Genomic DNA, 19675 nt, shown 5'->3' with positions numbered 1-19675 from the left:
ACCGTCTAGGTCGGCGCAGGTGTGCCCGCGGCGGTGAACGCGTAGAGGTAGGGAGTGGAGATCGTAGCAGGCGGTGGCGCGTCGAGGAGGAAGGTCGGGGCGGCCGGAACCACGATGGTGCGTGGGGCGCTCGCCACGACCGGCGCGGCTCCATTCTGCGCGGTGAAGGCGAAGACGCCAGGCTCAGTGGGAACTCCGGAGAGCAGTCCGGCCTGATCGATTACGATGCCGGGCGGCAGCGTGCCGCTGGCGAGCGAGAAGAGCGGTGCCGGCTGGCCGCTTGCTGCAAACACGTACGAATAGGCGGCACCGAGACTCGCCTTGGCTGGCGGGAGATCCGCGGTGAACACCGGGGCCGCAGAACTACTGGCTGCGATGCCTGCAGCGGAGGCAGCCTTTCCCCCCCCAGCGCCAAGTGGGGGCACCAGCCCACTCAAGACCGCCACAGCAGTCGCGCACATCCAAGGCTGAGAGAGGGCATCGGCCGCCGAGTTGCAAATAACCACATCGCAGCCATTTGCACCCCCGAGTCCACGAAAACCCCTCGGTGGGTCACTCACCCCAGATTAGGGGACGTGAGTGAGGAATTCGTTGGTTTCAGCCCTGAACGGGGGGAGGTAGCTGGCCAAGGTACCCGCAATCCAGCCCATAGGCTGAGCCCGGGGTAGGTTCAGGGGCCGCCCGACATGATCTCTCCGGTAGGCAGCACACGTTGCCCCAAAGCCGGGATTCCTATTGGCGGTCTGATTTCTCGTGGTCTTCTCCAGTCCTACTTTCCTGTTCCTCTTCCTCCCGGTCACGCTGCTCGTATATCACGCGATACCAGTTAGGTCACGGGGCCGAAACGCGTGGCTGCTTGCGGCCAGCATCCTGTTCTATCTCTGGGGCGCCGGCAGCGCAATCCTGGCAATCCTATTCGTCAGCTTGTCCAGCTTCGGCGGCGCCTACATTGCCTGGCTTATAGTGCGCAGACAGCGTCAGGAATACCGCGATGGAGAACCGAGGAAGATCTCGATCCCGTCGTTAGTCATTCTTCTGATCATCTTGGTACCGCTGGTGGTGTTCAAATACCTACCGCAGGCGTCGACGTTGGCAATTCCCGTACTTTCACCAACTCTGACGGCTCTGGGCGCCAACACATGGGCGCTTCCGCTTGGTATCTCCTTCTTCACCTTCCACGCTCTTTCTTTCGTCATTGACTCAGCTCGTGCCGGACGCCCACTGACAACTTCTTTCCCGTCGTATTTGCTGTATCTATTCGTGTTCCCGCACCAGATCGCTGGTCCCATCGTGCGCTACTCCGAGATCGGTGCGCAGATAACTGCCGTGCGTCGAATCACAGCACGACAGATGGGCTACGGGATTACCCGGTTCACTTGGGGCCTGGCGAAGAAAGTGCTCATCGCGGACAACTGCGGTGCGGTGGCAAACGCGATGTTTGCCAATGCGACCAACCCGGCGCTGATGTCTGGAACGGGTGCCTGGCTCGGCGCTCTGGCCTACACCTTGCAGATCTACTTCGACTTCAGCGGATACTCCGACATGGCTATCGGACTCGCGCAAATGTTCGGATTTAGATTCCCTGAGAACTTCCGGGCGCCGTACACCGCGGGCAACATCACCGACTTCTGGCGCAGGTGGCACATCACGCTGACCACTTGGTTCCGGGACTACGTCTACATTCCGTTGGGCGGCAACCGCCGCGGAATCTGGGTCGAGTACGGGTCGTTGCTCCTCGTCTTTCTGCTCACATCTCTTTGGCACGGTGCTCTTGCCGGATTCCTTATCTGGGGCGGGCTGCACTCGCTTGCCCTGCTCTTTGAACGCATAACAGGACTCAGAAAGGTGCGATCGTTCTTAGTTGTGCGCCGGGCACTCACCATGCTGTTCGTGATCGTTGCGTGGGTACCGTTTAGGGCCCTTGACGTGCATACGAGCGTCGACATATGGCAGGCAATGCTCGGAGGGCCGTGGGATTTCCTGTCGCCGACCCTGTTCGTGTCACTCACTCCGTTCGCCATCGCCGCGCTGCTTGTTGGCGCGCTCAGCTTTTTCATGCCATCAGGGCGCACCGGATTTCAGACCGTTTTTGGACGGTCTGAACCAGGCACGCTGAGCTCCTTCCGTTGGAAGACCGCGCTCGTAGTCGTTCCGTTCACTCTTGTGGTCACGCTCGCCATGGTGTTGCACTCCGATTTCAGTCCCTTCCTGTATTTTCAGTTCTAAGGCGGCACCGTGACCACCGATAACATCACCCCAGATGACGACCCCGGCACCCTCAACGGATGGCGGCGCTGGGCACTCGGCGCCATAATCGGTACGTTCAGCCTGGGGTTGCTGGCCATATGGCTAATTCCCGGCGATACTGCTGGAGCGCAAAACCGCGAATCGGTTGCGTTCCCATCGCTCACTCCAGAAGGGTTGACCGACCGAGCCACGTTCGAGGGCATTGACGCGGCCCTCCGTGATCGCCTCGGCGCTCAGGTCTCGGTGTCTGCGGCGTTAGGCCAGATGACGGTGCATCTGCTTGGGCGGAGTCCTACCTCGTCAGTAATCATCGGCAGCGACGGACAGCCTTACTACACGGTGGATCTCACCCTTCCGTGCAGAGAGACCGAGGAATCGCTCTCTACCGTTAAGGATGGTCTCGCGGCCGACTACGACGCAATGACCGCAGCTGGCAAGTATGTGCTTTTCATGGTGGCTCCGAACAAAACAGACATCCTTCGACCTGCTGTCGACGATGTGGACCCGAATCTAATGCGATGCAGCGACTTCGTTCGTGGTCATTTCGATGCGTGGGAGGCCAAAGGAAACCTGCCGCTCGTCACTCTTTGGGAGGACGTGGCCGCCCTCGACACTGAGGCGGCACCCACCTACTTGTGGAATGACACGCACTGGACTACTTCTGGTTCGATGGCTTTGAGCCACGCCCTGATGAATCGGCTGGTCGACGACAATCAGGCGCCGGCCTCGATCCTCGATGATCTATCAAACCCGGTTGCAACCGTGCCGGTGAGATATGTCGGGGACCTGAGCCGTTTGATGGGAATGGACGACGTTGACTACATAACCACAGCCTCGTTCGAGCGGCCCGGCGTGACCACGGCATTGAAAACAACGATGGGCAGCGGGGGCACGCCGCTGTACCACTACACGTCGACGTCGGACTCGCGGCCGCTCGTGACCGGGAAGACCTTGTTCATTGGAGACTCGTTTCTTCTGAGTCAGATTCCCACGCAGCTGTCCAATTTCTTCGAGGATGTCACGATGGCCGATATGGCGGAGTCTGCTCAGGCCGGGGACTACGACCGCGTGATTGCTGTTCGGGTTGAGCGCTTCATAGGTACCGATATGTGGCCGTCATTCACAGAGGTGCTGATGCATTAGGTTCATTCAGCCATTTCGTGCTGTCACGCGGCCGAATGCCCGCACATCCCGTCCAAAGGCCGCACCTCTGACCTAGAATCCGCTTCCCTAATCGCAAGGATTCCCTGAGGAGGTTCCGTTCGGCTCCGTCTGCACCAATGGCGGTTGGACTCGCTGAGCTTCGTTGTTCCGCCGCAACGCACCGGATTTCATCACTCGTCCGGCTACGCCCTGAACGCGTTCCAGTAGGAGCGTGCGTATCAGCGATAGTTGCCCTCACCGCATCTCACTCGCCACTCCAACTTCAGTCCCTCCCAATTACGTCCAGTCCCGAGGCGCCCAATGATCAACGCAGAAGAAACGAAACCCGAGATAGTCGGCCTGGAGGGATGGCGCTCGTGGGGGGCGACCGGCCTTATCGCGGCCTTCAGTTTAGGCCTGTTGGCGCTCTGGCTGGTGCCGGGCGATACTGCCGGGGCCGAGAACCGTGCTCCACTCCCCTGGCCCGCGATCACCGCCGAGTCCGCCGCTGACACGGCCACCTACCAAGACTTCGACGCTGCCCTGCGCGACCGGCTCGGCGCCCAGGCAACAGTCTCGGAGGCTCTCGGCGACCTGTCTGTCCACGGGCTCGGCCGCAGCCCGACGCCCTCAGTCATCATCGGCACCAACGGGGAGCCGTTCTACGCGGCGGAACTGCACTGGCCGTGCCGCGAGACCGAAGACTCGCTCGCCGACGTCAAGGCCGACCTGGTGCAGGACCAGAAGGCCATGACCGCCGCAGACAAGTACGTGTTGTTCCTGGTGGCACCGGACAAGTCATCCGTGCACCGGGCGGCAATCGAGGGCTTGGCACCGGACCTCCTGCGCTGTCAGGACTTCGTGCGCGGCCACTTCGAAGACTGGGAAGCCGAAGGAACCCTCCCGGTCATCACACTGTGGGATGACGTCGCCGCCCGGGACACCGCCTCCGCACCGGCCTACCTGGCCAATGACACCCACTGGAGCGCGTCAGGGTCGTTAGCGTTCAGCCACGCGCTGCTGCAGCGGCTGGTGGCTGACAACCGCGCCTCCCCCGACATCCTCGATGACCTGGCGAACCCGATCTCCAGTGATCCTGTGCCCTATGTGGCCGACCTGAACCGCATGATGGGCGTGACGGACATCGACTACACGAACACGATCTCGTTCGACCGACCCGATGTCGTCACGACGGATGGCACCGGCATCGGTGTCGCCGGAATGCTGAAACACCACTTCACGTCCACCTCGACCACGAGCGAACTGGTGCCAGGCAAGACGCTGCTGATTGGCGATTCGTTCCTGCTCAACCAAATACCCACTCAACTGTCGAACTTCTTCGCCGACGTCACCATGGCCGCCCACGAGGAGCCGATTCTGACCAGTGAGTATGACCTCGTGATCGTGGAACGCATCGAGCGGTACAGCGGCACCGATGAATGGCCCGATCTTTCGTCGACGCTGAAGTAGCGCTTCGAGCCGCGGTGCCTACTTCGGCTCGGGAGTGCTGTCGCGGCCGGCGGTGCCGTCGTTGCGGCCGATGTGCTTGTCGGCCGCGTCGCGGGCACCCTGGATCTTGTCGGCGTGCTTGTTTCCGGTGACCTTGTTGGCCGCGGCAGCTGCGCCATCGATGACCTTGTCGGACATCTCCTCGCCCTTGTCGCTCTTGAGGAAGTCCTGGGCCTTGCGGGTGATGTCGTTGAGGTTCATGTGGGTCTCCGATCCTTGAGTGTGGTTACGAGGTTAGTTCGGGGTGCGGGGTCGAGACAAGCTCGACCAACGGAACGCGCTCAACCAGGGCAACGCGCTCGACCTGCGGCGGCCGGGGACGACAAAAGGGCCGGTCCCGAAGGACCGACCCTGTTGTTGTTGACTAGCTCAGCGAGTGAGCAGGTCTACTGAATTACTTGAGAACCTTGATGACGGTTCCGGCGCCGACGGTGCGGCCACCTTCACGGATAGCGAAGCCGAGGCCCTCTTCCATGGCGATCGGCTGGATCAGCGCGACAGTCATTTCCACGGTGTCGCCAGGCATGACCATCTCGGTGCCCTCGGGCAGCGTGATGACGCCGGTGACGTCCGTGGTGCGGAAGTAGAACTGCGGGCGGTAGTTCGCGTAGAACGGGTTGTGACGCCCACCCTCATCCTTTGACAGGATGTACGCGGTGCCCTCGAAGTCGGTGTGCGGCGTAACCGAACCCGGCTTGACGACAACCTGACCGCGCTCAACGTCTTCGCGCTTGGTGCCACGAAGAAGAAGACCACAGTTCTCGCCGGCCCATGCCTCGTCGAGCTGCTTGTGGAACATCTCGATACCAGTGACCGTGGTCTTGATGGTCGGGCGGATGCCGACAACCTCGACCTCGGAGTTGATCTTGAGGGTTCCACGCTCGGCGCGGCCGGTGACAACGGTTCCACGACCGGTGATCGTGAAGACGTCCTCGATCGGCATCAGGAAGGGCTTGTCCTTGTCGCGGACGGGCTCCGGGAAGTAGTCATCCACTGCCTGCATGAGCTCGAGGATCTTTGCAACCCACTTGGGGTCACCCTCGAGCGCCTTGAGGGCGGAAACCTGAACGACGGGGGCGTTGTCGCCATCGAAGCCCTGGCTGGAGAGCAGTTCACGAACCTCGAGCTCAACGAGCTCAAGGATCTCTTCGTCGTCGACCGCGTCGGACTTGTTCAGCGCGACGAGCAGGGACGGCACGCCGACCTGCTTGGCGAGAAGAACGTGCTCACGGGTCTGAGCCATCGGGCCGTCAGTAGCGGCAACCACGAGGATCGCGCCGTCCATCTGAGCAGCACCGGTGATCATGTTCTTGATGTAGTCAGCGTGGCCCGGAGCGTCAACGTGTGCGTAGTGACGCTTCTCGGTCTCGTACTCAACATGCGAGATGTTGATCGTGATGCCGCGCTGGCGCTCTTCGGGAGCGGAGTCGATCGACGCGAAGTCGCGCTGAACGTTGGTCTTGGAAGGGAACGTGTCGGCAAGGACCTTCGAGATAGCTGCCGTCAGCGTGGTCTTTCCGTGGTCAACGTGACCGATCGTTCCGATGTTTACGTGCGGCTTGGTCCGCTCGAACTTGGCCTTGGCCACTGTGGGTCCTCCTCAGGACTCTCGGCTCCACCGGACGTTGGTTTACGCCCGGTGGAACTGCTGGATTTGTGTACTTATGTTACTCGGGCCAGGAGGCCTAAGCGATTCGGCCCGAAGGCCGGTGGGTTATTCGCCCTTGTTCTTCTGGATGATCTCGTCGGCAACAGCCTTCGGGACCTCCTGGTAGCTCTCGAAAGTCATCGAGTACACCGCGCGGCCCGAGGTCTTGGACCTCAGGTCGCCGATGTAACCGAACATCTCCGACAGCGGAACGTGTGCGCGGATAACCTTCACGCCCTGTGCGTCCTCCATGGTCTGGATCTGGCCACGGCGAGAGTTGAGGTCTCCGATGACGTCACCCATGTATTCCTCAGGGGTGCGCACCTCGACGGCCATCAACGGCTCGAGAAGAACCGGGTTTGCCTTACGAACGGCTTCCTTGAAGCCCATCGATCCGGCAATCTTGAACGCCATCTCCGAGGAGTCGACGTCGTGAGCGGCACCGTCAAGCAGGCTCGCCTTGACGCCGACCATCGGGTAGCCGGCGAGCACACCCACGTTGAGGGCATCCTGGATTCCGGCGTCAACCGAAGGGATGTACTCACGCGGGATACGGCCACCGGTGACCTTGTTCACGAACTCGTACGACTTGTCGGCAGTGATTTCAAGCGGCTCGATCGCGAACTGAATCTTCGCGAACTGGCCGGATCCACCGGTCTGCTTCTTGTGCGTGTAGTCGTGACGCTCGACGGCCTTCTTGATCGTCTCGCGGTAAGCAACCTGGGGCTTGCCGACGTTCGCCTCAACGTTGAATTCACGCTTCATGCGGTCGACGAGGATGTCCAGGTGAAGCTCGCCCATTCCCTTGATGACCGTCTGACCAGTTTCCTGGTTCTGCTCGGTACGGAAAGTGGGGTCTTCTTCGGCCAGCTTCTGGATCGCGAGACCCAGCTTTTCCTGGTCCTGCTTGGTCTTCGGCTCGATGGCAACTTCGATAACCGGGTCAGGGAACGTCATCGACTCGAGTACGACCTGCTGGGCAGGGTCGCACAGGGTGTCGCCGGTGGTCGTGTCCTTGAGGCCGATGACCGCGTAGATGTGACCAGCGGTAACGAAACCGACCGGGTTCTCCTTGTTGGCGTGCATCTGGAAGATCTTCCCGATGCGCTCCTTCTTGCCCTTGGTGGAGTTGATGATCTGGGCGCCGGATTCGATGCGACCGGAGTAGACGCGCACGTAGGTGAGGCGACCGAAGAACGGGTGCACCGCAACCTTGAACGCCAGAGCCGCGAAGGGCTCGTCCGCGTTCGGGTGCAGCATGACAACCTTCTCTTCGTCGCGTGCGTCGTGCGCCTCAATGGCGGGAACGTCAAGCGGCGTCGGCAGGTAGTCGACAACGGCATCCAGCATCGGCTGCACACCACGGTTCTTGAACGCGGAACCGCAGAGGACCGGGTAGATCTCGCTGGCGACCGTGAGCTTGCGGATCGCGTGCTTGATCTCGGACACGGTGAGCTCTTCGCCGGAGAAGTACTTCTCCATGAGCTCGTCGTCGGTCTCGGCGACGGTCTCGAGGAGCAGCTTGCGGTATTCCGCAGCCTTCTCGACGAGGTCGGCGGGGATCTCTTCGATGGCGTACTTGGAGCCCATCTCGACGTCACCCTTGGAGTCGCCGCGCCAGGTCAGCGCGCGCATCTCGACGAGGTCAACGACCCCTTCGAAGTTCGACTCTTCACCGATCGGCAGCTGGATGACCAGCGGCTTGGCGCCGAGGCGCTTGATGATGGTGTCGACGGTGTAGTAGAAGTCGGCGCCGAGCTTGTCCATCTTGTTGACGAAGCAAATGCGGGGCACGTCGTACTTGTCGGCCTGGCGCCAGACGGTTTCGGACTGGGGCTCAACGCCCTCCTTGCCGTCGAACACGGCGACAGCGCCATCGAGGACGCGGAGCGAACGCTCCACCTCGACGGTGAAGTCCACGTGGCCGGGGGTGTCGATGATGTTGATCTGGTTGCCGGCCCAGAAGCACGTCGTAGCAGCGGACGTGATCGTGATGCCACGTTCCTGCTCCTGTGCCATCCAGTCCATCGTGGAGGCGCCATCGTGCGTCTCACCGATCTTGTGGTTCACACCCGTGTAAAACAGGATGCGCTCGGTCGTGGTGGTCTTGCCGGCATCAATGTGGGCCATGATGCCGATGTTGCGGACCTTGCTCAGGTCGGTGAGCACGTCAAGTGCCACGGGTGTCCTCCGGAAGTTTTGTGATAGATGAGGTTGAACAGGCCTTGCGCCGGTCGAGCTTGCCGAGACCGTGGTCCCGGCAGGCTCGACCGGCGTGGACGACTACCAGCGGTAGTGAGCGAAAGCCTTGTTCGCTTCAGCCATCTTGTGAGTGTCCTCACGACGCTTCACAGCGGCGCCGAGGCCGTTGGACGCGTCGAGGATCTCGTTGGTGAGACGCTCGGTCATGGTCTTCTCGCGACGCGCCTTGGCGTAGCTGGTCAACCAACGCAGCGCGAGAGTGTTCGCACGGTGCGGCTTGACTTCGACGGGCACCTGGTAGGTGGAACCACCGACGCGGCGCGAACGCACCTCGAGGGTCGGGCGCACGTTGTCGAGTGCCTTCTTCAGCGTGACAACAGCATCCGCACCGTTCTTGGCAACGACGCCTTCGAGTGCATCGTAAACGATGCGCTCGGCGAGGCCCTTTTTGCCGTCGAGGAGGATCTTGTTGACCAGCTGGCTAACAATGGGGGCGCCGTATACCGGGTCAGCGATAACGGGACGCTTGGGCGCTGGGCCTTTACGAGGCATTACTTCTTCTCCATCTTGGCGCCGTAGCGGCTACGAGCCTGCTTGCGGTTCTTGACTGCCTGGGTGTCCAGGGCGCCACGAACGATCTTGTAACGAACACCGGGGAGGTCCTTAACACGACCACCGCGAACGAGCACCATCGAGTGCTCCTGCAGGTTGTGGCCTTCACCGGGGATGTAGGCGGTGACCTCGGTACCGTTGGACAGCTTGACGCGAGCAACCTTGCGGAGAGCCGAGTTCGGCTTCTTCGGGGTGGTCGTGTACACACGCGTGCAAACGCCGCGCTGCTGGGGGTTGGACTTCAGGGCGGGAGCCTTGGTCTTGGTGACCTTGGGGCTGCGTCCCTTTCGCACCAACTGCTGAATGGTGGGCACTAATAACTCCTTGTTTTTGCTGCACGGTGACAGCTGACTGATGTCAAAGCATTCGAATCGCACTTCTCAGTGCTCATCGAGTTCATCTGGACCCTCCGGACATCACGGAATTGCTTCCGGTCGTTCTGGTGGGTATGCCGTGGGGGCCGCTCGGAGAGCAAACCCTGTTTGCGTGGAGTGTCGGGGCGTCTGAAGTGCAACCCGATGTCAGACAACGAAGCGGCATAACTGAAGCGCACGACAAAGCGCACACCGGATAATTCTAAACCCCGCCGGGGTGGCGGGTCAAGCGAGCCCCGTCGGTCGAGCCTGTCGAGACCCCGCAAGCCGATCCACTCACGTACTGTGCGGGTCCAGCGTGCTGCCCAGATCGGCCAGCAGCGCCTGCACCTGCGGTTCCACGAACGCGGCGATGGCCTGCTGAAGCTCGGCGCGGTGCCCGCGCAGGTCGGCGCAGACCCGCTTGCCCACCAGGGTGGCGTAGTCATCCGCCAGCCGCATCTCCACCCGCAGGCCCGCCTTTTCCTCGATGCTCAGCGGCGGCGGCACGAGCTCGGGATCGTCGGCGGTGAGGGGCTGTACGAACTCTTCGAAGGTGAACAGGTAAGGAGAGCCCGGCTCGGCGGGCGGGTCGAGGTCGATTCCGTCGAACTCCGGCTCGAGGCCCTCGAGTGGCCGGTACGCCTGCGCGGACCGGCGCAGTTCGATGAGGCCCAGCTCGCGGTTGAGGAGCGGCAGGCTCTGCGCGGTGTACGTCTCCACCTCGTCGTCGACGAGCGTTTTCATGCGCATTGAGAGCGGATGCTGCACCGCGTGCGGCACATCGGTGTCGAGTCCGGCGGCGCGCAGCACCGGGGAGCCGAAGCAGTGTTGGCAGAGTCTGGAGCGTGCCCGGTGCGTGCCGGGCCGCCACCGCGGAACCCAACGCAACCAGGCCTCGACCTCGCGGTCGACCCGCGACTCGATGGATGCATCCATGGCTGTCAAGTTTAGTCGCTGCCGGCCCCGGAGTCACCAGGTTTCGACAAGCTCAACCCGCGGACCGGGCCGAGCGGGCTGATTAGCCGAAGTAGCGGTCGGGGCGGTGGTTCATGGCGATGATCATGTTGAGGATGACCGCACCCACCACCGAGAGCAGCACCATCGGCAACGGCAGCGTCGCGAAAGCGGCGAGCACGATGAGCACGTCCACGACGAGCTGCACGTAGCCGGCGCGCCATCCGCGGCTCTTCTGCAGGTACAACGCGAGGATGTTGACCCCACCCAGGCTGGCCTGGTGTCTGAACAACACGATGAGACCGATGCCGGCCAACAGGCTGCCCAGCAGCGTGGCGTAGATCGGGTCGATGTGCCGAATCTCCAGCAGCAGCGGGTGCACCTCGGAGAAGACCGAGACCAGCACCACGGCGATGAGGGTCTTGACGGTGAAGCGCCAGCCCATCCGCCAGATCGCCAGCGCGAAGAACGGCAGGTTGACCAGCACGAACCACACACCGAACGACCAGCTGGTGACGTAGCTGGCCAGCAGCGCGATACCGGCGGTGCCGCCGGTGGCCACGCCGACCTCTTTGAGCAGGTACAGCCCGAACGAGACGGCGAAGGTGCCGATGAACAGCGCCACCACGTTCTCGAACCGGGAGTGCGGCACCCGCTGCGGACGCTCGGACGGGTCGACGATGGGTACAGAACCGGTGCGCGTCACGCGCGCGGCTCGGGGGTGAAAATGGCACAAGTCATTACGCCATGGTATCGAGCCGTGGGGTCAGCCCAGCGCGGCCGGCTTCTCCGGCACCGGGCCGGGCCAGGGCCCGTACCGGTCGGCCATCTCGTCCATGGAAACGGCGAGGGTGGGGCCGGTCATGCCCGTCCAGCCGAGGGCAGCTGCGGCCGGAGCCAGGTCCAGTGCCGAATCCCCGTCCCGGAACGCCACGGCCGCCGTGGTGGTGGGTTGCTCAACGGTTGCGGACCAGGCCATGGCGAGCGTGTAGTCCAGCAGGGCGGGCACGTCCCCCGGGTAACCGGCCTCGAGGTTGAGCCCGACGGTCAGTTCCAGTTGATTGGGCAGCCCCACCGGCCCGGTCGACACGAACGCGGCGCTCACTCCGGGCAGTTGGCCCAGCTCGTCGGTGACCTGCGCCGTCGTCCGGCTGTCGGATGCCGGGTCGTTCGGTGACGTGGACGCGGGCTGGCCGGACCGGCCGACGGCGACGCATCCGCCCAGCGTTACCGCAGTCAGGGTTGCGACGACGAGCAGAGCCGTTCGGCGGGTCGTCAACGATCGGTGCTGGCCGTTCATGGTTGGCGTTGCGCTCCGTAGTCGGTGGTTTCGGATACGACCGCGCCGGTTTCGGTGTTGGTTGTGGTGGTCGTGGTGATGTGGGTTTCGGGGTCGGTGATCATTGTCACTTCGAGCTTGTCGCCCGCGTCCGGGAAGTACCCCGCCGCGGAGTCGGTCCACGCGGCGATGCTGGGATCGGAGGAGTCCTCGACCTCGCCGGCCGTGATCGCGTACCGTTCGGCGTTGTGGGCGCCCTGTTCGCCGGCGATACCGACCGGAACACCGTTGTCGCCCGGCAGCGACGGGGCAGGCGCCTGCACGGTGGTCCAGTTCGCGGCGTCGGGGTTGTTGTGGCCGTCGAGCTTGGCCACCGGGTCTTCGTCGAATTCGAGCGAGAGCACCTGCACGTCGCTGGGGATGTCGAAGTTGGCGACGGGTGATCCCCCGGTGACAACGTGGGTGAAGTTGTAGTTCAGGCTCGGGTCGGCCGCCATCTGCCCGGCGACGATGCCGCCCAGGCTGAAGCCCTGGATCATCACGGGATTCTCGTTGGTGATGCCGGCCTCCCTCATCGCCGCATCCACGGCGCTGGAGAGCGCCGTCTGCTGGGCCAGCATGGCGTGGGTGTCTGCGGTGACGTCGTTCGGGGTGCTGCCGGCGGCCGGGTCCCACACCTGGGTGCTAGGCACCTGCACGATGAAACTCGGCGGGTTGCCGGGCACCTCGGTGATTCGGATGCGCGCCAGCGCGTCCTCGTCGCCCGTGGCGGAGGTGTCGTACTTGTCTATCTGCGCCGACCCGGTGAAGAGTCCCTCGAGGCTGGTGGGGGTGGCGACATCCGGACCGATGATTTCCGGCGGGTTCATCAGGTCGTCGCGGGTGAGCAGCGGACCGTCGTCGAAGAGGCCGGCCTTGTTGCCGCCGCCGATGATGGCCTGCAGTGCCTGTTCGTAGCTGGTGGGCGGCCACGGCACCCCGGTGAGTGCCGTCAATGCCAGCCGGGTGCGAGCCGGACCCAGGACCAGTGCGAGCGGCAGGGTGAGACCGGCGAGGAGCCCCGGGGCGCCCTGTGCGATCAGGTCGACGGCCCAGGCGTTCTCCCCCGCCAGCTCGTTGAGCTGGGCCAGCTGGTCGGCGAGAGTGCCGGCCACGGTCTCCTGTGCCTCGTCGGAGTCATAAGCGTCGACGGTGTTGGCTGCCAGGCTGCCCAGGAAGACGCCGGGCAGGGCGAGTTTCCACGGGTCGGCCAGGGTCTCGTTTAGGCCCTCACCGAGCGACTCGAGCGCTTCGCCGCCGTAACCGGCAACGTAGACCAGGGCCACATCGGCGGCGGCCACGGCGGCGAGGCCCACGGCCAGCGGTACGGCCATCACCCCGATGAAGAAGGTGGTGGTGTTCGCGGCCGCGTCGGCCAGGATCGACAGGCTGCGGTCAACGGCTTCGTATGCATCCACGGCACCGGCCAGGAACACCGCGGTGACGCCCGCCTCGGTGGCGAAGAGCAGCATCTGGCCGGTGGCGAACACGATCTGCTGCTCGGCGGCCGCCGCGGTGATCGGCGAGAGGATGGCGGAGGCCAGCAGGTCGCCGTCCACGGCGATGCCGGCCGCGGTGAGAGCCTGGTCCACGAGCTGCTGGGCCATCGCGGCGAGGTGCCCGGATTCGGTGCGCATGTCGTCGAGGTTCGCGCCGATGCCGCCAGCTCCCCCGGACACGGTGAACGTGGGCTCAGCCACGGAGCACCCCGAGCAGCGAGCCGATGGCGGTGGTGACCTGGCCGGTGATCGCGGCCGGGCCGGTGGTCTCGATGCGCACCCGGCTGGAGTCGACGAAGTCGACGGTGGACTCGATGCGACCCACCAGTGGGGTGTCGGCGCTCATCTGGAACCAGCCGGCCGCGCTGCGGAACCAGTGCACGGCGAGGCTGTCGCCGGTGAGGGAGGTCGCCGCGACGCTGTAGCCGGCGTCGATGCCGAACGCGGGTCCTTCGAGGACGTGTTCGGCCTGCGGCAGCCCCACCGTGAGCGCGGCGGCGTGGATGATCTCGGGGTTGCCGGTGCGGATGGCGCCGATCATGCCCTGCGCCAGGGTGAGCGGCAGCACGACGGCAGCGGCGGGCCTGCCGTGCGGGGGCCGTGGGTGGTATTTCGGTTCGAGGCGCACGAGCGAGCGCAGCGTTTCGCCGATCAGGGCCGAAACGGGGAACGCGGAGAGTTCCACGGCATCCTCGTTGGCGGGATGGCTGCCGTGGTCGTCCAGTCGTTGGCCGCGCACCAGGGATGCGGCGAAGCCGGCGCGCACGGCGATGGTTTGCACGATGGTGCGGCCGCCGCCCCAGGAGTGCACGGCCAGGAGCAGGGCGGGTTCGGTGAACAGGCCGAGGAAGCCGAGCACGGCCGGGTGCACCCGGGCGGCGAAGTCGTCGGTGGGTGTGTCGGTGGGTGCTGCGGTGAGGGTGTCGGTGGGCGCCGCGCGCAGCAGGCCCTGGTCGATGAGACCGAGTTCGGCGACGAGCATCCGTTCGGTGCGTTCGATCTCGGGTGCCTCGGCGGCCCAGGCGGAGTAGAACTCGGCCGGCAGGGTGAGGTCGGGGCAGCGATTCTGCAGCAGGTGCAGCTGGTCGGCGGTGAGGCCGAACCGGGCCGGCGTGGTTGGGGAGGTGGGTGCGGTGGAGAAAGCCATGGTTACCAGCCCCGTCGGTGGAAGGTGTCGGCCAGGTCGAGCCAGCCGGGCGAGCCCGGGGTCGGCAGTTCCCGCACCGTGCGGATGAGTTCGTCGGCTTCGCTCACGAGCGCGCGGGGCACCTCGGTGCCGAAGAATTCGAAGACGTTCTCGGCGCCCTCGGTGATCACCTCGACGGTGTTTCCCACCAGCCGGGCGGCGTCGTTCCAGCGCTCGGAAATCCACTGTTCCGCTTCGACGATGGCCTGTTTCACGGCTTCGACCGAGCGGATGTGGGCGTCGATCGCGTCGGCCGCCTCGTCGAGCGAGGTGGCGGAGGCGTCGAGGTTGTTGGCCCGCTGGCCGAGCTGTTCGATGAAGGTCGCCGCGGCGGACGACACCCAGGTGGTTCCCACGGCCGAGCGCAGCGTGGTGGCGCGGGTGCGGGTGTCCTCCGCCAGGGTGCGCAGCTCGGTGGACTGCCGGCCGAGTGCCGCCATATCGCCGTACATGCGGTCTCCCTGGGGTTGGCTGCTCGGGGTGGGGCTTGTGGCTTGGGGTGGTGCGGATTGACCAAAGGCGTGACCGGAATCCGGTCACGCCTTTGCTCTGAAGAAGCGGAATTAGCCGCCGATGCCGCGGGCGAGTTCGCTGTCGACGTTCTCCAGGGCGGTGGCCGCCCGGGTGAGGAACTCCGACATGCCCTGGAGGCCGTTGACGGCCTCGGTGGTGCCCTTGGTGAACTGCTCGTACGAGGTGTGGAAGGCGCCCGACGCGGCGTCGGTGACGAAGCCACCGGCGACGAGGTTGTTGACCAGGCTCTGCAGCTGGGACAGCTTGGCGGTGAGGTCGTCCTTGCCAGCGATCAGGCTGCGCGACGCGTCGTTCATTTCGCCGTAAGTTACGTTCATATTCGCCATGAGTTACTGCTCCTCTTATTAGTAGTTCGGGGCCAACCCCCAAAGGCCGACCGACTACGTACAACCTAACGAACCCAGGTCGCAATGCGGAATGGGCAGCACTCCCCATGCTCTCCCCCGCCGCTGGCCGACCGGGTCGAACGAGGTGAGACGCATCCGTCGGTAGAGGCGGAGTTTTTCGGGAAGCACCCGGGCTGCGCGCCACGACACGCCGACCCCGGCCGGACTGCGCGCCGGACGAAGACCCGGGTTAGGAGTAGGACTCGCCCGCGCCCAGGGGCTCGCCGGCACGCCAGTAGTTCACCGCGAGCAGCAGGCCGGCCGCCAGCAGGGCCAGGCCGATAGCCAGGGTGGTGACGAAGAACGGGGTGTCGTCGAAGCCGAGGGCGATCCAGCACAGCCCCACGAAGGCCCCGCCGAGTCCGGCCAGCCACAGGTCGAAGCGCCAGCGGAAGGTGACCCAGCGCCAGAGACCCTTACCGGCGCTGCCATCAACGGCCTCCGGGTGCCGGGCAACACGCGCGGTGTAGACGACCTTCTTGATCAGCGACACCACGATCGCCGCGAACAGCGCCGCGGCCAGACCGCCGTACGCGGCCAACAGCATCCATACCGCCGAAGAGTTCTCGTCCTTCAGACCCGCCGGCCAGGCGGTACCGCCGATGAGGTTGCGCAGCGGAATCACGACGAGCAGCACCCATGCGGCCAACGGCAGCAGTGCCCACGCCGCGTGCAGGCCCAGCGGCAGGGGCTTGTACTTGGCGGTGTGGGAGCCGCCGCGCCAGAAGGTGGTGTCGCGTTCGGCGATCACGCCGCGTCGGCGCAGGTAACCCGGAATGAGGAAGCACACGGCGACGATCAGCAGCATGGCCGGGACCGCGGTCATGGCGGAGAGCACCGAGAGCTCCCGCTCGACGAAACCGAACTCGGCCCGGTACGACAGGTTCTGCTCGTTGATTCGGGCTAACGCGTCGGACTGCAAGGTGGAGATACCGACCACGGTGATGAAGAGCATCACCACCGCCGCGATGGCGAACACCACCCCGGTCGAGAGCAGGAACAGTCCGCGGGTGTTGCGACCGGTCGTGGCTTCGGGCGTGGTGGTGCTCTGGGTCATAGGGTCTCGGCCTTCCAGGCGATCGAATCAACGATCGCGTCGAACAGTTCGGTGAAGAGGTCGGCATCGTCGACCATGGGCGCGGAGATCGTGATGCGCAGCAAATCGTCGGTCTGTGGCCTCGGCAGCCAATAGGTGGCCCGCAGCGACGGCACCGTTTCCTGGCCCACCCGCTGCCGGGCGCTTTCGGCCTGCCGGGCCACCAGGCCGCTGCGCTGCTCGAGCACCACGGCATCGGGCACCATGGCCCGCAGCCGGTCGGCCGGGTCCAGCTCTGCGGATGCCGATACCGGCCAGGTCTCCACAGTGGTGATCATCGCGGCGGGAAACGGCACGCCGGGCAAAAGTTCCATCGACAGAGCGAACGAAATGGCGCCGGCATCCCGGGCCTGCTGGGCCGTCTTCACGAACTCGTCGCGGGTCTGCCGGCGCAGGCGGGCCGCACGGTCACCGCCGCCGACCTGTTTCTTCACCAGGGCCACGATGCGCTTGGTCATGGCCACTTCGTCTTGCAACGGGATGACCGCCCAGGTCCCGGGCAGGATGATCGAAAAGGTCTGGTCAGGGCTGACTACCTTGCGGGTCACGCGGTCGCCTCCAGTTCGATGCGCAGGGCCGCGACAACCTCTTCGGTCTGTCGGGGCATGTTGACGAACGCGCCGACACTCTCGGCGGAGAAGACCAGCTGCACCATCTGCGCGGCGCCGGGCGGGAAGACGGCGAAGACCGTGCGTTCCTCAATGACGGCTTCATCGTCGCCCGGGTTGCGCAGGGCGATGAGGTTGTGCGCGGCGACGAACGGACCGGCCGCGACCTCACCCTCCCAGGTGGTGACGCTCAGGTATTCGATGCCGGGTGTACGGCGGCCCTCGTCGGCGCGAAGCTCGGCGAGGTAGCTGTCAGCGGCCGCTTCGGAGGTGCCGGCGGGCAGGTCGTTGAGCTGGAAGGCCAGCGCGCTGGACGCCCGGCCCGTTTCGGGGTACGGGATCCAGACGGCACAGCTCATCCGCGGGTTGCCGATGCCGATGAGCCGGATCTGCAGCGCTTCGAGCTGACTGCCGAGCGTGCGCCGGCTGCTTCCGGCCCCGGTCACCTCGGCGGCCAGGGTCTCACCCCAGAGCAGCTGTTCAGACCGGTCGAGCGGAACTGGATACCAGGTGGCGTCGGCGTCAACGCTGAGGTCGACAATGTCCCTGGTGGAAGGCGAATTGCGAAATGTCATCGGTCTAGTCTCTCCCGAAGGTCTTCTCGACCTGGTGCACCAGAGGCGCGTACTCGCCGAGGAACGGGTCGATCGGGTTTTCCATCAGGCTCTGCACGGCCGTGACCGAGGTGTGCATCTGCACCACCGTGAGGGAGACACCCTGCACGACGAGCGGCGTATCGAGGATCTGCGGCGCCTTGCCGGCCATCCGGTAGAAGTCCATCAGGTCGTCGTTCAGGCTCAGCAGACTGGAGGGCGTGAAATCGTCGAGGGTCGGCAGGGCTTTCTTCGCCGCCTCCTTGAACATCTCCATCGCTTTGACGGGCGCACCATCGGGAACCAGGTCCTTCTTGAAGGCCCCGAGCACCGAATCCTTGAACGGCTTGCTGACCACCTTCGCGGCGTCGTCGATGCTCATGAACGCCTTGCTGTGCCGGCCGACCCCGCTGAGCTGGCGGGTCAATGCCGGGGCGCCGTCGAGCCTGGCGGCGGCCTTGGTGATCATCGAGGCACGCACGTACTTCGCGCCTACGGAGAAGATCTTGCCACCGAAGATCGACATCACCGCACCGACCGCGGCGCCGGCGACTGCCCACCAGCTGCCGTCGCCGTTGACGGCCGCGATGGTGGCCTCGATGAGGGTGAGCACCGCGCCGACGGCTGCGAGCACCATCAGCACCTGGCCGAGGATGGGCACCCAGGCCAGGAAGACGGCGAACACGCCGGCCCAGTCGCAGATGGTCTTGAGGATGTCGAGCGCCTTGGCGCCCCAGTCGTCCCACCAGGTGTCGTTGAGGTCCTGGCTCTTCTTGCCCTCGACGACCTCGAGGATGGCCGTGATCGCCGACTCGGCCGCCTGGTTCTTGATCGCGAGGGCCGAGTGCCATTCCGCCTGGGCCGCCTGCAGCGCCTGGCCGGCCGCTTCGGCGGCATCCTCGGCCTTGTCGGCGGCGGCGGTGTCGGTGGCGCTGGACTCCGGGGTGGCGCTCTCGGCCGTGGCGGCGGTGCGGGTGGCTGTGCGACCGGCGGTGTCGGCGGCGGTTTCCTTGTCGCCGATGTGCGCAATGGCGGTGGTCGCGGCATCCTGCGCCAGGCGCAGCTGCGCCGAGTAGGTGATCAGGGCCTGAGCGGTGCCGGCGTACCGGTCCTTGGCCTTGCCGATGTCGTCGGCGACGTTACCCGCCTCTTCGCGGATCGCGTCGATGGCTTTGGACGTCATGCCCTCCACCGACTTGATCGAGTTGAGGGTGGTCACCGACCGGGCGATGGCGTTGGCGATCTCGGCGTAGTGCTGCGCCTTGGTGCGCACCAGGTCGGGGTCACCCTCGAGGGCACGGAATTCGGTGTCGGTCATGATGATTCCTTCGGCAGGCTGCGGGAAGATCTCGGGGTGGCCGGGCGGGCGGACGGCATGGGGTGGGTCACAGGGGGGTGGCGGTCTGCAGCGGCGGAGTGGCGTCGGTCAGGGCTTTCGCGAGGCCGTCATCCACCTGGGTGAACCCGTCGGTGATGCCCTCGATCTTCTTGCGCAGACCCTCGACCGCCTCGGTCATGGCTTTGCGCTTGTCGTTCCACTTGTGTGCGAAATCGCTGACATGGTCACCGAGGTTCTCGTGACCGGTGGCAATGGCCACGTCGTCGCTGAAGTCGTCGGCGTTGGTGAATTCCTTCACGACGGCGTCCAGGTCGTCCCGCAGCTGATGAAGCAGCTCCAGGTTGATGATGAGATCACTCATGATCGGTTCCCCCTAAGTGTTCGGCTTGACCGGCCTCGTTGCGACGGATGCGCGTGGGCCGGCTGCCTGTTAGAACAGTACCGA

21 protein-coding genes are annotated in these 19675 nt (G+C 64.7%); 3 read left to right on the top strand and 18 right to left on the bottom strand.

Annotated features, from left to right (window positions below; genetic code table 11):
• Positions 1–5: 5 nt before the first annotated feature.
• On the bottom strand, positions 6–293 hold the full coding sequence (locus E3O60_RS07445) for a hypothetical protein (RefSeq protein WP_134497665.1): 288 nt from the start codon (positions 291–293) through the stop codon (positions 6–8).
• A gap of 460 nt (positions 294–753) precedes the next feature.
• Between E3O60_RS07445 and E3O60_RS07440 the strand changes: the two genes are divergently transcribed.
• The 3 genes from E3O60_RS07440 to E3O60_RS07430 all read left to right on the top strand — a co-directional run bounded on the left by E3O60_RS07440 (position 754) and on the right by E3O60_RS07430 (position 4860).
• Positions 754–2226 (top strand): MBOAT family protein, encoded by a 1473-nt coding sequence (locus E3O60_RS07440; RefSeq protein WP_134497663.1) that lies wholly within the window; start codon positions 754–756, stop codon positions 2224–2226.
• Positions 2227–2235: 9 nt separating this feature from the next.
• Complete coding sequence (locus E3O60_RS07435; RefSeq protein WP_134497661.1) at positions 2236–3390, top strand: hypothetical protein; 1155 nt, start codon at positions 2236–2238, stop codon at positions 3388–3390.
• Between the two features lie 321 nt (positions 3391–3711).
• On the top strand, positions 3712–4860 hold the full coding sequence (locus E3O60_RS07430) for a hypothetical protein (RefSeq protein WP_134497659.1): 1149 nt from the start codon (positions 3712–3714) through the stop codon (positions 4858–4860).
• 18 nt (positions 4861–4878) lie between these two features.
• Here E3O60_RS07430 and E3O60_RS07425 read toward each other — a convergent pair whose 3' ends face one another.
• From E3O60_RS07425 to E3O60_RS07340, 17 genes are all read right to left on the bottom strand, one after another.
• Positions 4879–5100: an antitoxin gene (locus E3O60_RS07425; RefSeq protein WP_134497658.1), complete on the bottom strand. Its 222-nt coding sequence runs from the start codon at positions 5098–5100 to the stop codon at positions 4879–4881.
• A 193-nt stretch (positions 5101–5293) separates the two neighbouring features.
• Positions 5294–6487 carry an elongation factor Tu gene (gene tuf / locus E3O60_RS07420; protein ID WP_088457194.1) on the bottom strand — a complete coding sequence of 398 codons (1194 nt, stop codon included), beginning with the start codon at positions 6485–6487 and terminating at the stop codon, positions 5294–5296.
• A 126-nt stretch (positions 6488–6613) separates the two neighbouring features.
• Positions 6614–8728: an elongation factor G gene (gene fusA / locus E3O60_RS07415; protein WP_088457195.1), complete on the bottom strand. Its 2115-nt coding sequence runs from the start codon at positions 8726–8728 to the stop codon at positions 6614–6616.
• Positions 8729–8830: 102 nt separating this feature from the next.
• Positions 8831–9301, bottom strand: coding sequence for a 30S ribosomal protein S7 (gene rpsG, locus E3O60_RS07410; RefSeq protein WP_066597688.1), 471 nt, complete (start codon positions 9299–9301; stop codon positions 8831–8833).
• Positions 9301–9675 carry a 30S ribosomal protein S12 gene (gene rpsL, locus E3O60_RS07405; protein ID WP_055811472.1) on the bottom strand — a complete coding sequence of 125 codons (375 nt, stop codon included), beginning with the start codon at positions 9673–9675 and terminating at the stop codon, positions 9301–9303. The genes rpsG and rpsL overlap by 1 nt, the downstream gene beginning before the upstream one ends.
• A 336-nt stretch (positions 9676–10011) precedes the next feature.
• Positions 10012–10653: a spermidine/putrescine ABC transporter substrate-binding protein gene (locus E3O60_RS07395; protein ID WP_134408180.1), complete on the bottom strand. Its 642-nt coding sequence runs from the start codon at positions 10651–10653 to the stop codon at positions 10012–10014.
• Between the two features lie 82 nt (positions 10654–10735).
• The gene (locus E3O60_RS07390; protein WP_240632262.1) at positions 10736–11377 is read right to left on the bottom strand and encodes a YitT family protein; all 642 of its coding nucleotides are present in this window, start codon (positions 11375–11377) and stop codon (positions 10736–10738) included.
• Between the two features lie 60 nt (positions 11378–11437).
• Entirely contained in the window at positions 11438–11950 is a 513-nt protein-coding gene (locus tag E3O60_RS07385; RefSeq protein ID WP_133160202.1) for a hypothetical protein, read from the bottom strand.
• 17 nt (positions 11951–11967) lie between these two features.
• The gene (locus E3O60_RS07380; protein ID WP_134497656.1) at positions 11968–13689 is read right to left on the bottom strand and encodes a hypothetical protein; all 1722 of its coding nucleotides are present in this window, start codon (positions 13687–13689) and stop codon (positions 11968–11970) included.
• Positions 13682–14635 (bottom strand): hypothetical protein, encoded by a 954-nt coding sequence (locus tag E3O60_RS18975; RefSeq protein ID WP_134408177.1) that lies wholly within the window; start codon positions 14633–14635, stop codon positions 13682–13684. Before E3O60_RS18975 ends, E3O60_RS07380 begins: the two co-directional genes overlap by 8 nt.
• A gap of 2 nt (positions 14636–14637) precedes the next feature.
• Positions 14638–15126 (bottom strand): hypothetical protein, encoded by a 489-nt coding sequence (locus E3O60_RS07370; RefSeq protein WP_088457200.1) that lies wholly within the window; start codon positions 15124–15126, stop codon positions 14638–14640.
• Positions 15127–15237: 111 nt separating this feature from the next.
• Positions 15238–15534 (bottom strand): WXG100 family type VII secretion target, encoded by a 297-nt coding sequence (locus E3O60_RS07365; RefSeq protein ID WP_088457201.1) that lies wholly within the window; start codon positions 15532–15534, stop codon positions 15238–15240.
• A 250-nt stretch (positions 15535–15784) separates the two neighbouring features.
• Positions 15785–16651: a hypothetical protein gene (locus E3O60_RS07360; RefSeq protein WP_134408175.1), complete on the bottom strand. Its 867-nt coding sequence runs from the start codon at positions 16649–16651 to the stop codon at positions 15785–15787.
• Positions 16648–17238 carry a hypothetical protein gene (locus tag E3O60_RS07355; RefSeq protein ID WP_134408174.1) on the bottom strand — a complete coding sequence of 197 codons (591 nt, stop codon included), beginning with the start codon at positions 17236–17238 and terminating at the stop codon, positions 16648–16650. The genes E3O60_RS07360 and E3O60_RS07355 overlap by 4 nt, the downstream gene beginning before the upstream one ends.
• Positions 17235–17873: a hypothetical protein gene (locus E3O60_RS07350; RefSeq protein WP_088457204.1), complete on the bottom strand. Its 639-nt coding sequence runs from the start codon at positions 17871–17873 to the stop codon at positions 17235–17237. The genes E3O60_RS07355 and E3O60_RS07350 overlap by 4 nt, the downstream gene beginning before the upstream one ends.
• A 4-nt stretch (positions 17874–17877) precedes the next feature.
• Positions 17878–19209 (bottom strand): hypothetical protein, encoded by a 1332-nt coding sequence (locus tag E3O60_RS07345; protein ID WP_088457205.1) that lies wholly within the window; start codon positions 19207–19209, stop codon positions 17878–17880.
• A gap of 67 nt (positions 19210–19276) precedes the next feature.
• The gene (locus E3O60_RS07340; protein ID WP_088457206.1) at positions 19277–19591 is read right to left on the bottom strand and encodes a hypothetical protein; all 315 of its coding nucleotides are present in this window, start codon (positions 19589–19591) and stop codon (positions 19277–19279) included.
• Between the last annotated feature and the right edge of the window lie 84 nt (positions 19592–19675).

Origin of the sequence: Cryobacterium sp. TMB1-7 (assembly GCF_004402435.1) — a bacterium.
Classification (GTDB): domain Bacteria; phylum Actinomycetota; class Actinomycetes; order Actinomycetales; family Microbacteriaceae; genus Cryobacterium; species Cryobacterium zongtaii.
The sequence above is the reverse complement of the archived record's forward strand: the minus strand, read 5'-3'. Positions and strand labels throughout refer to the sequence as shown.

Coding starts and splice junctions, on each gene's coding strand:
- E3O60_RS07345 (WP_088457205.1), bottom strand. CDS start 19,209: ATGACCGACACCGAATTCCGTGCCCTCGAGGGTGACCCCGACCTGGTG.
- E3O60_RS07340 (WP_088457206.1), bottom strand. CDS start 19,591: ATGAGTGATCTCATCATCAACCTGGAGCTGCTTCATCAGCTGCGGGAC.
- rpsG (WP_066597688.1), bottom strand. CDS start 9,301: ATGCCTCGTAAAGGCCCAGCGCCCAAGCGTCCCGTTATCGCTGACCCG.
- E3O60_RS07395 (WP_134408180.1), bottom strand. CDS start 10,653: ATGGATGCATCCATCGAGTCGCGGGTCGACCGCGAGGTCGAGGCCTGG.
- E3O60_RS07370 (WP_088457200.1), bottom strand. CDS start 15,126: ATGTACGGCGATATGGCGGCACTCGGCCGGCAGTCCACCGAGCTGCGC.
- E3O60_RS07430 (WP_134497659.1), top strand. CDS start 3,712: ATGATCAACGCAGAAGAAACGAAACCCGAGATAGTCGGCCTGGAGGGA.
- E3O60_RS07360 (WP_134408175.1), bottom strand. CDS start 16,651: ATGACCCAGAGCACCACCACGCCCGAAGCCACGACCGGTCGCAACACC.
- E3O60_RS07365 (WP_088457201.1), bottom strand. CDS start 15,534: ATGGCGAATATGAACGTAACTTACGGCGAAATGAACGACGCGTCGCGC.
- E3O60_RS07425 (WP_134497658.1), bottom strand. CDS start 5,100: ATGAACCTCAACGACATCACCCGCAAGGCCCAGGACTTCCTCAAGAGC.
- E3O60_RS07350 (WP_088457204.1), bottom strand. CDS start 17,873: ATGACATTTCGCAATTCGCCTTCCACCAGGGACATTGTCGACCTCAGC.
- E3O60_RS18975 (WP_134408177.1), bottom strand. CDS start 14,635: ATGGCTTTCTCCACCGCACCCACCTCCCCAACCACGCCGGCCCGGTTC.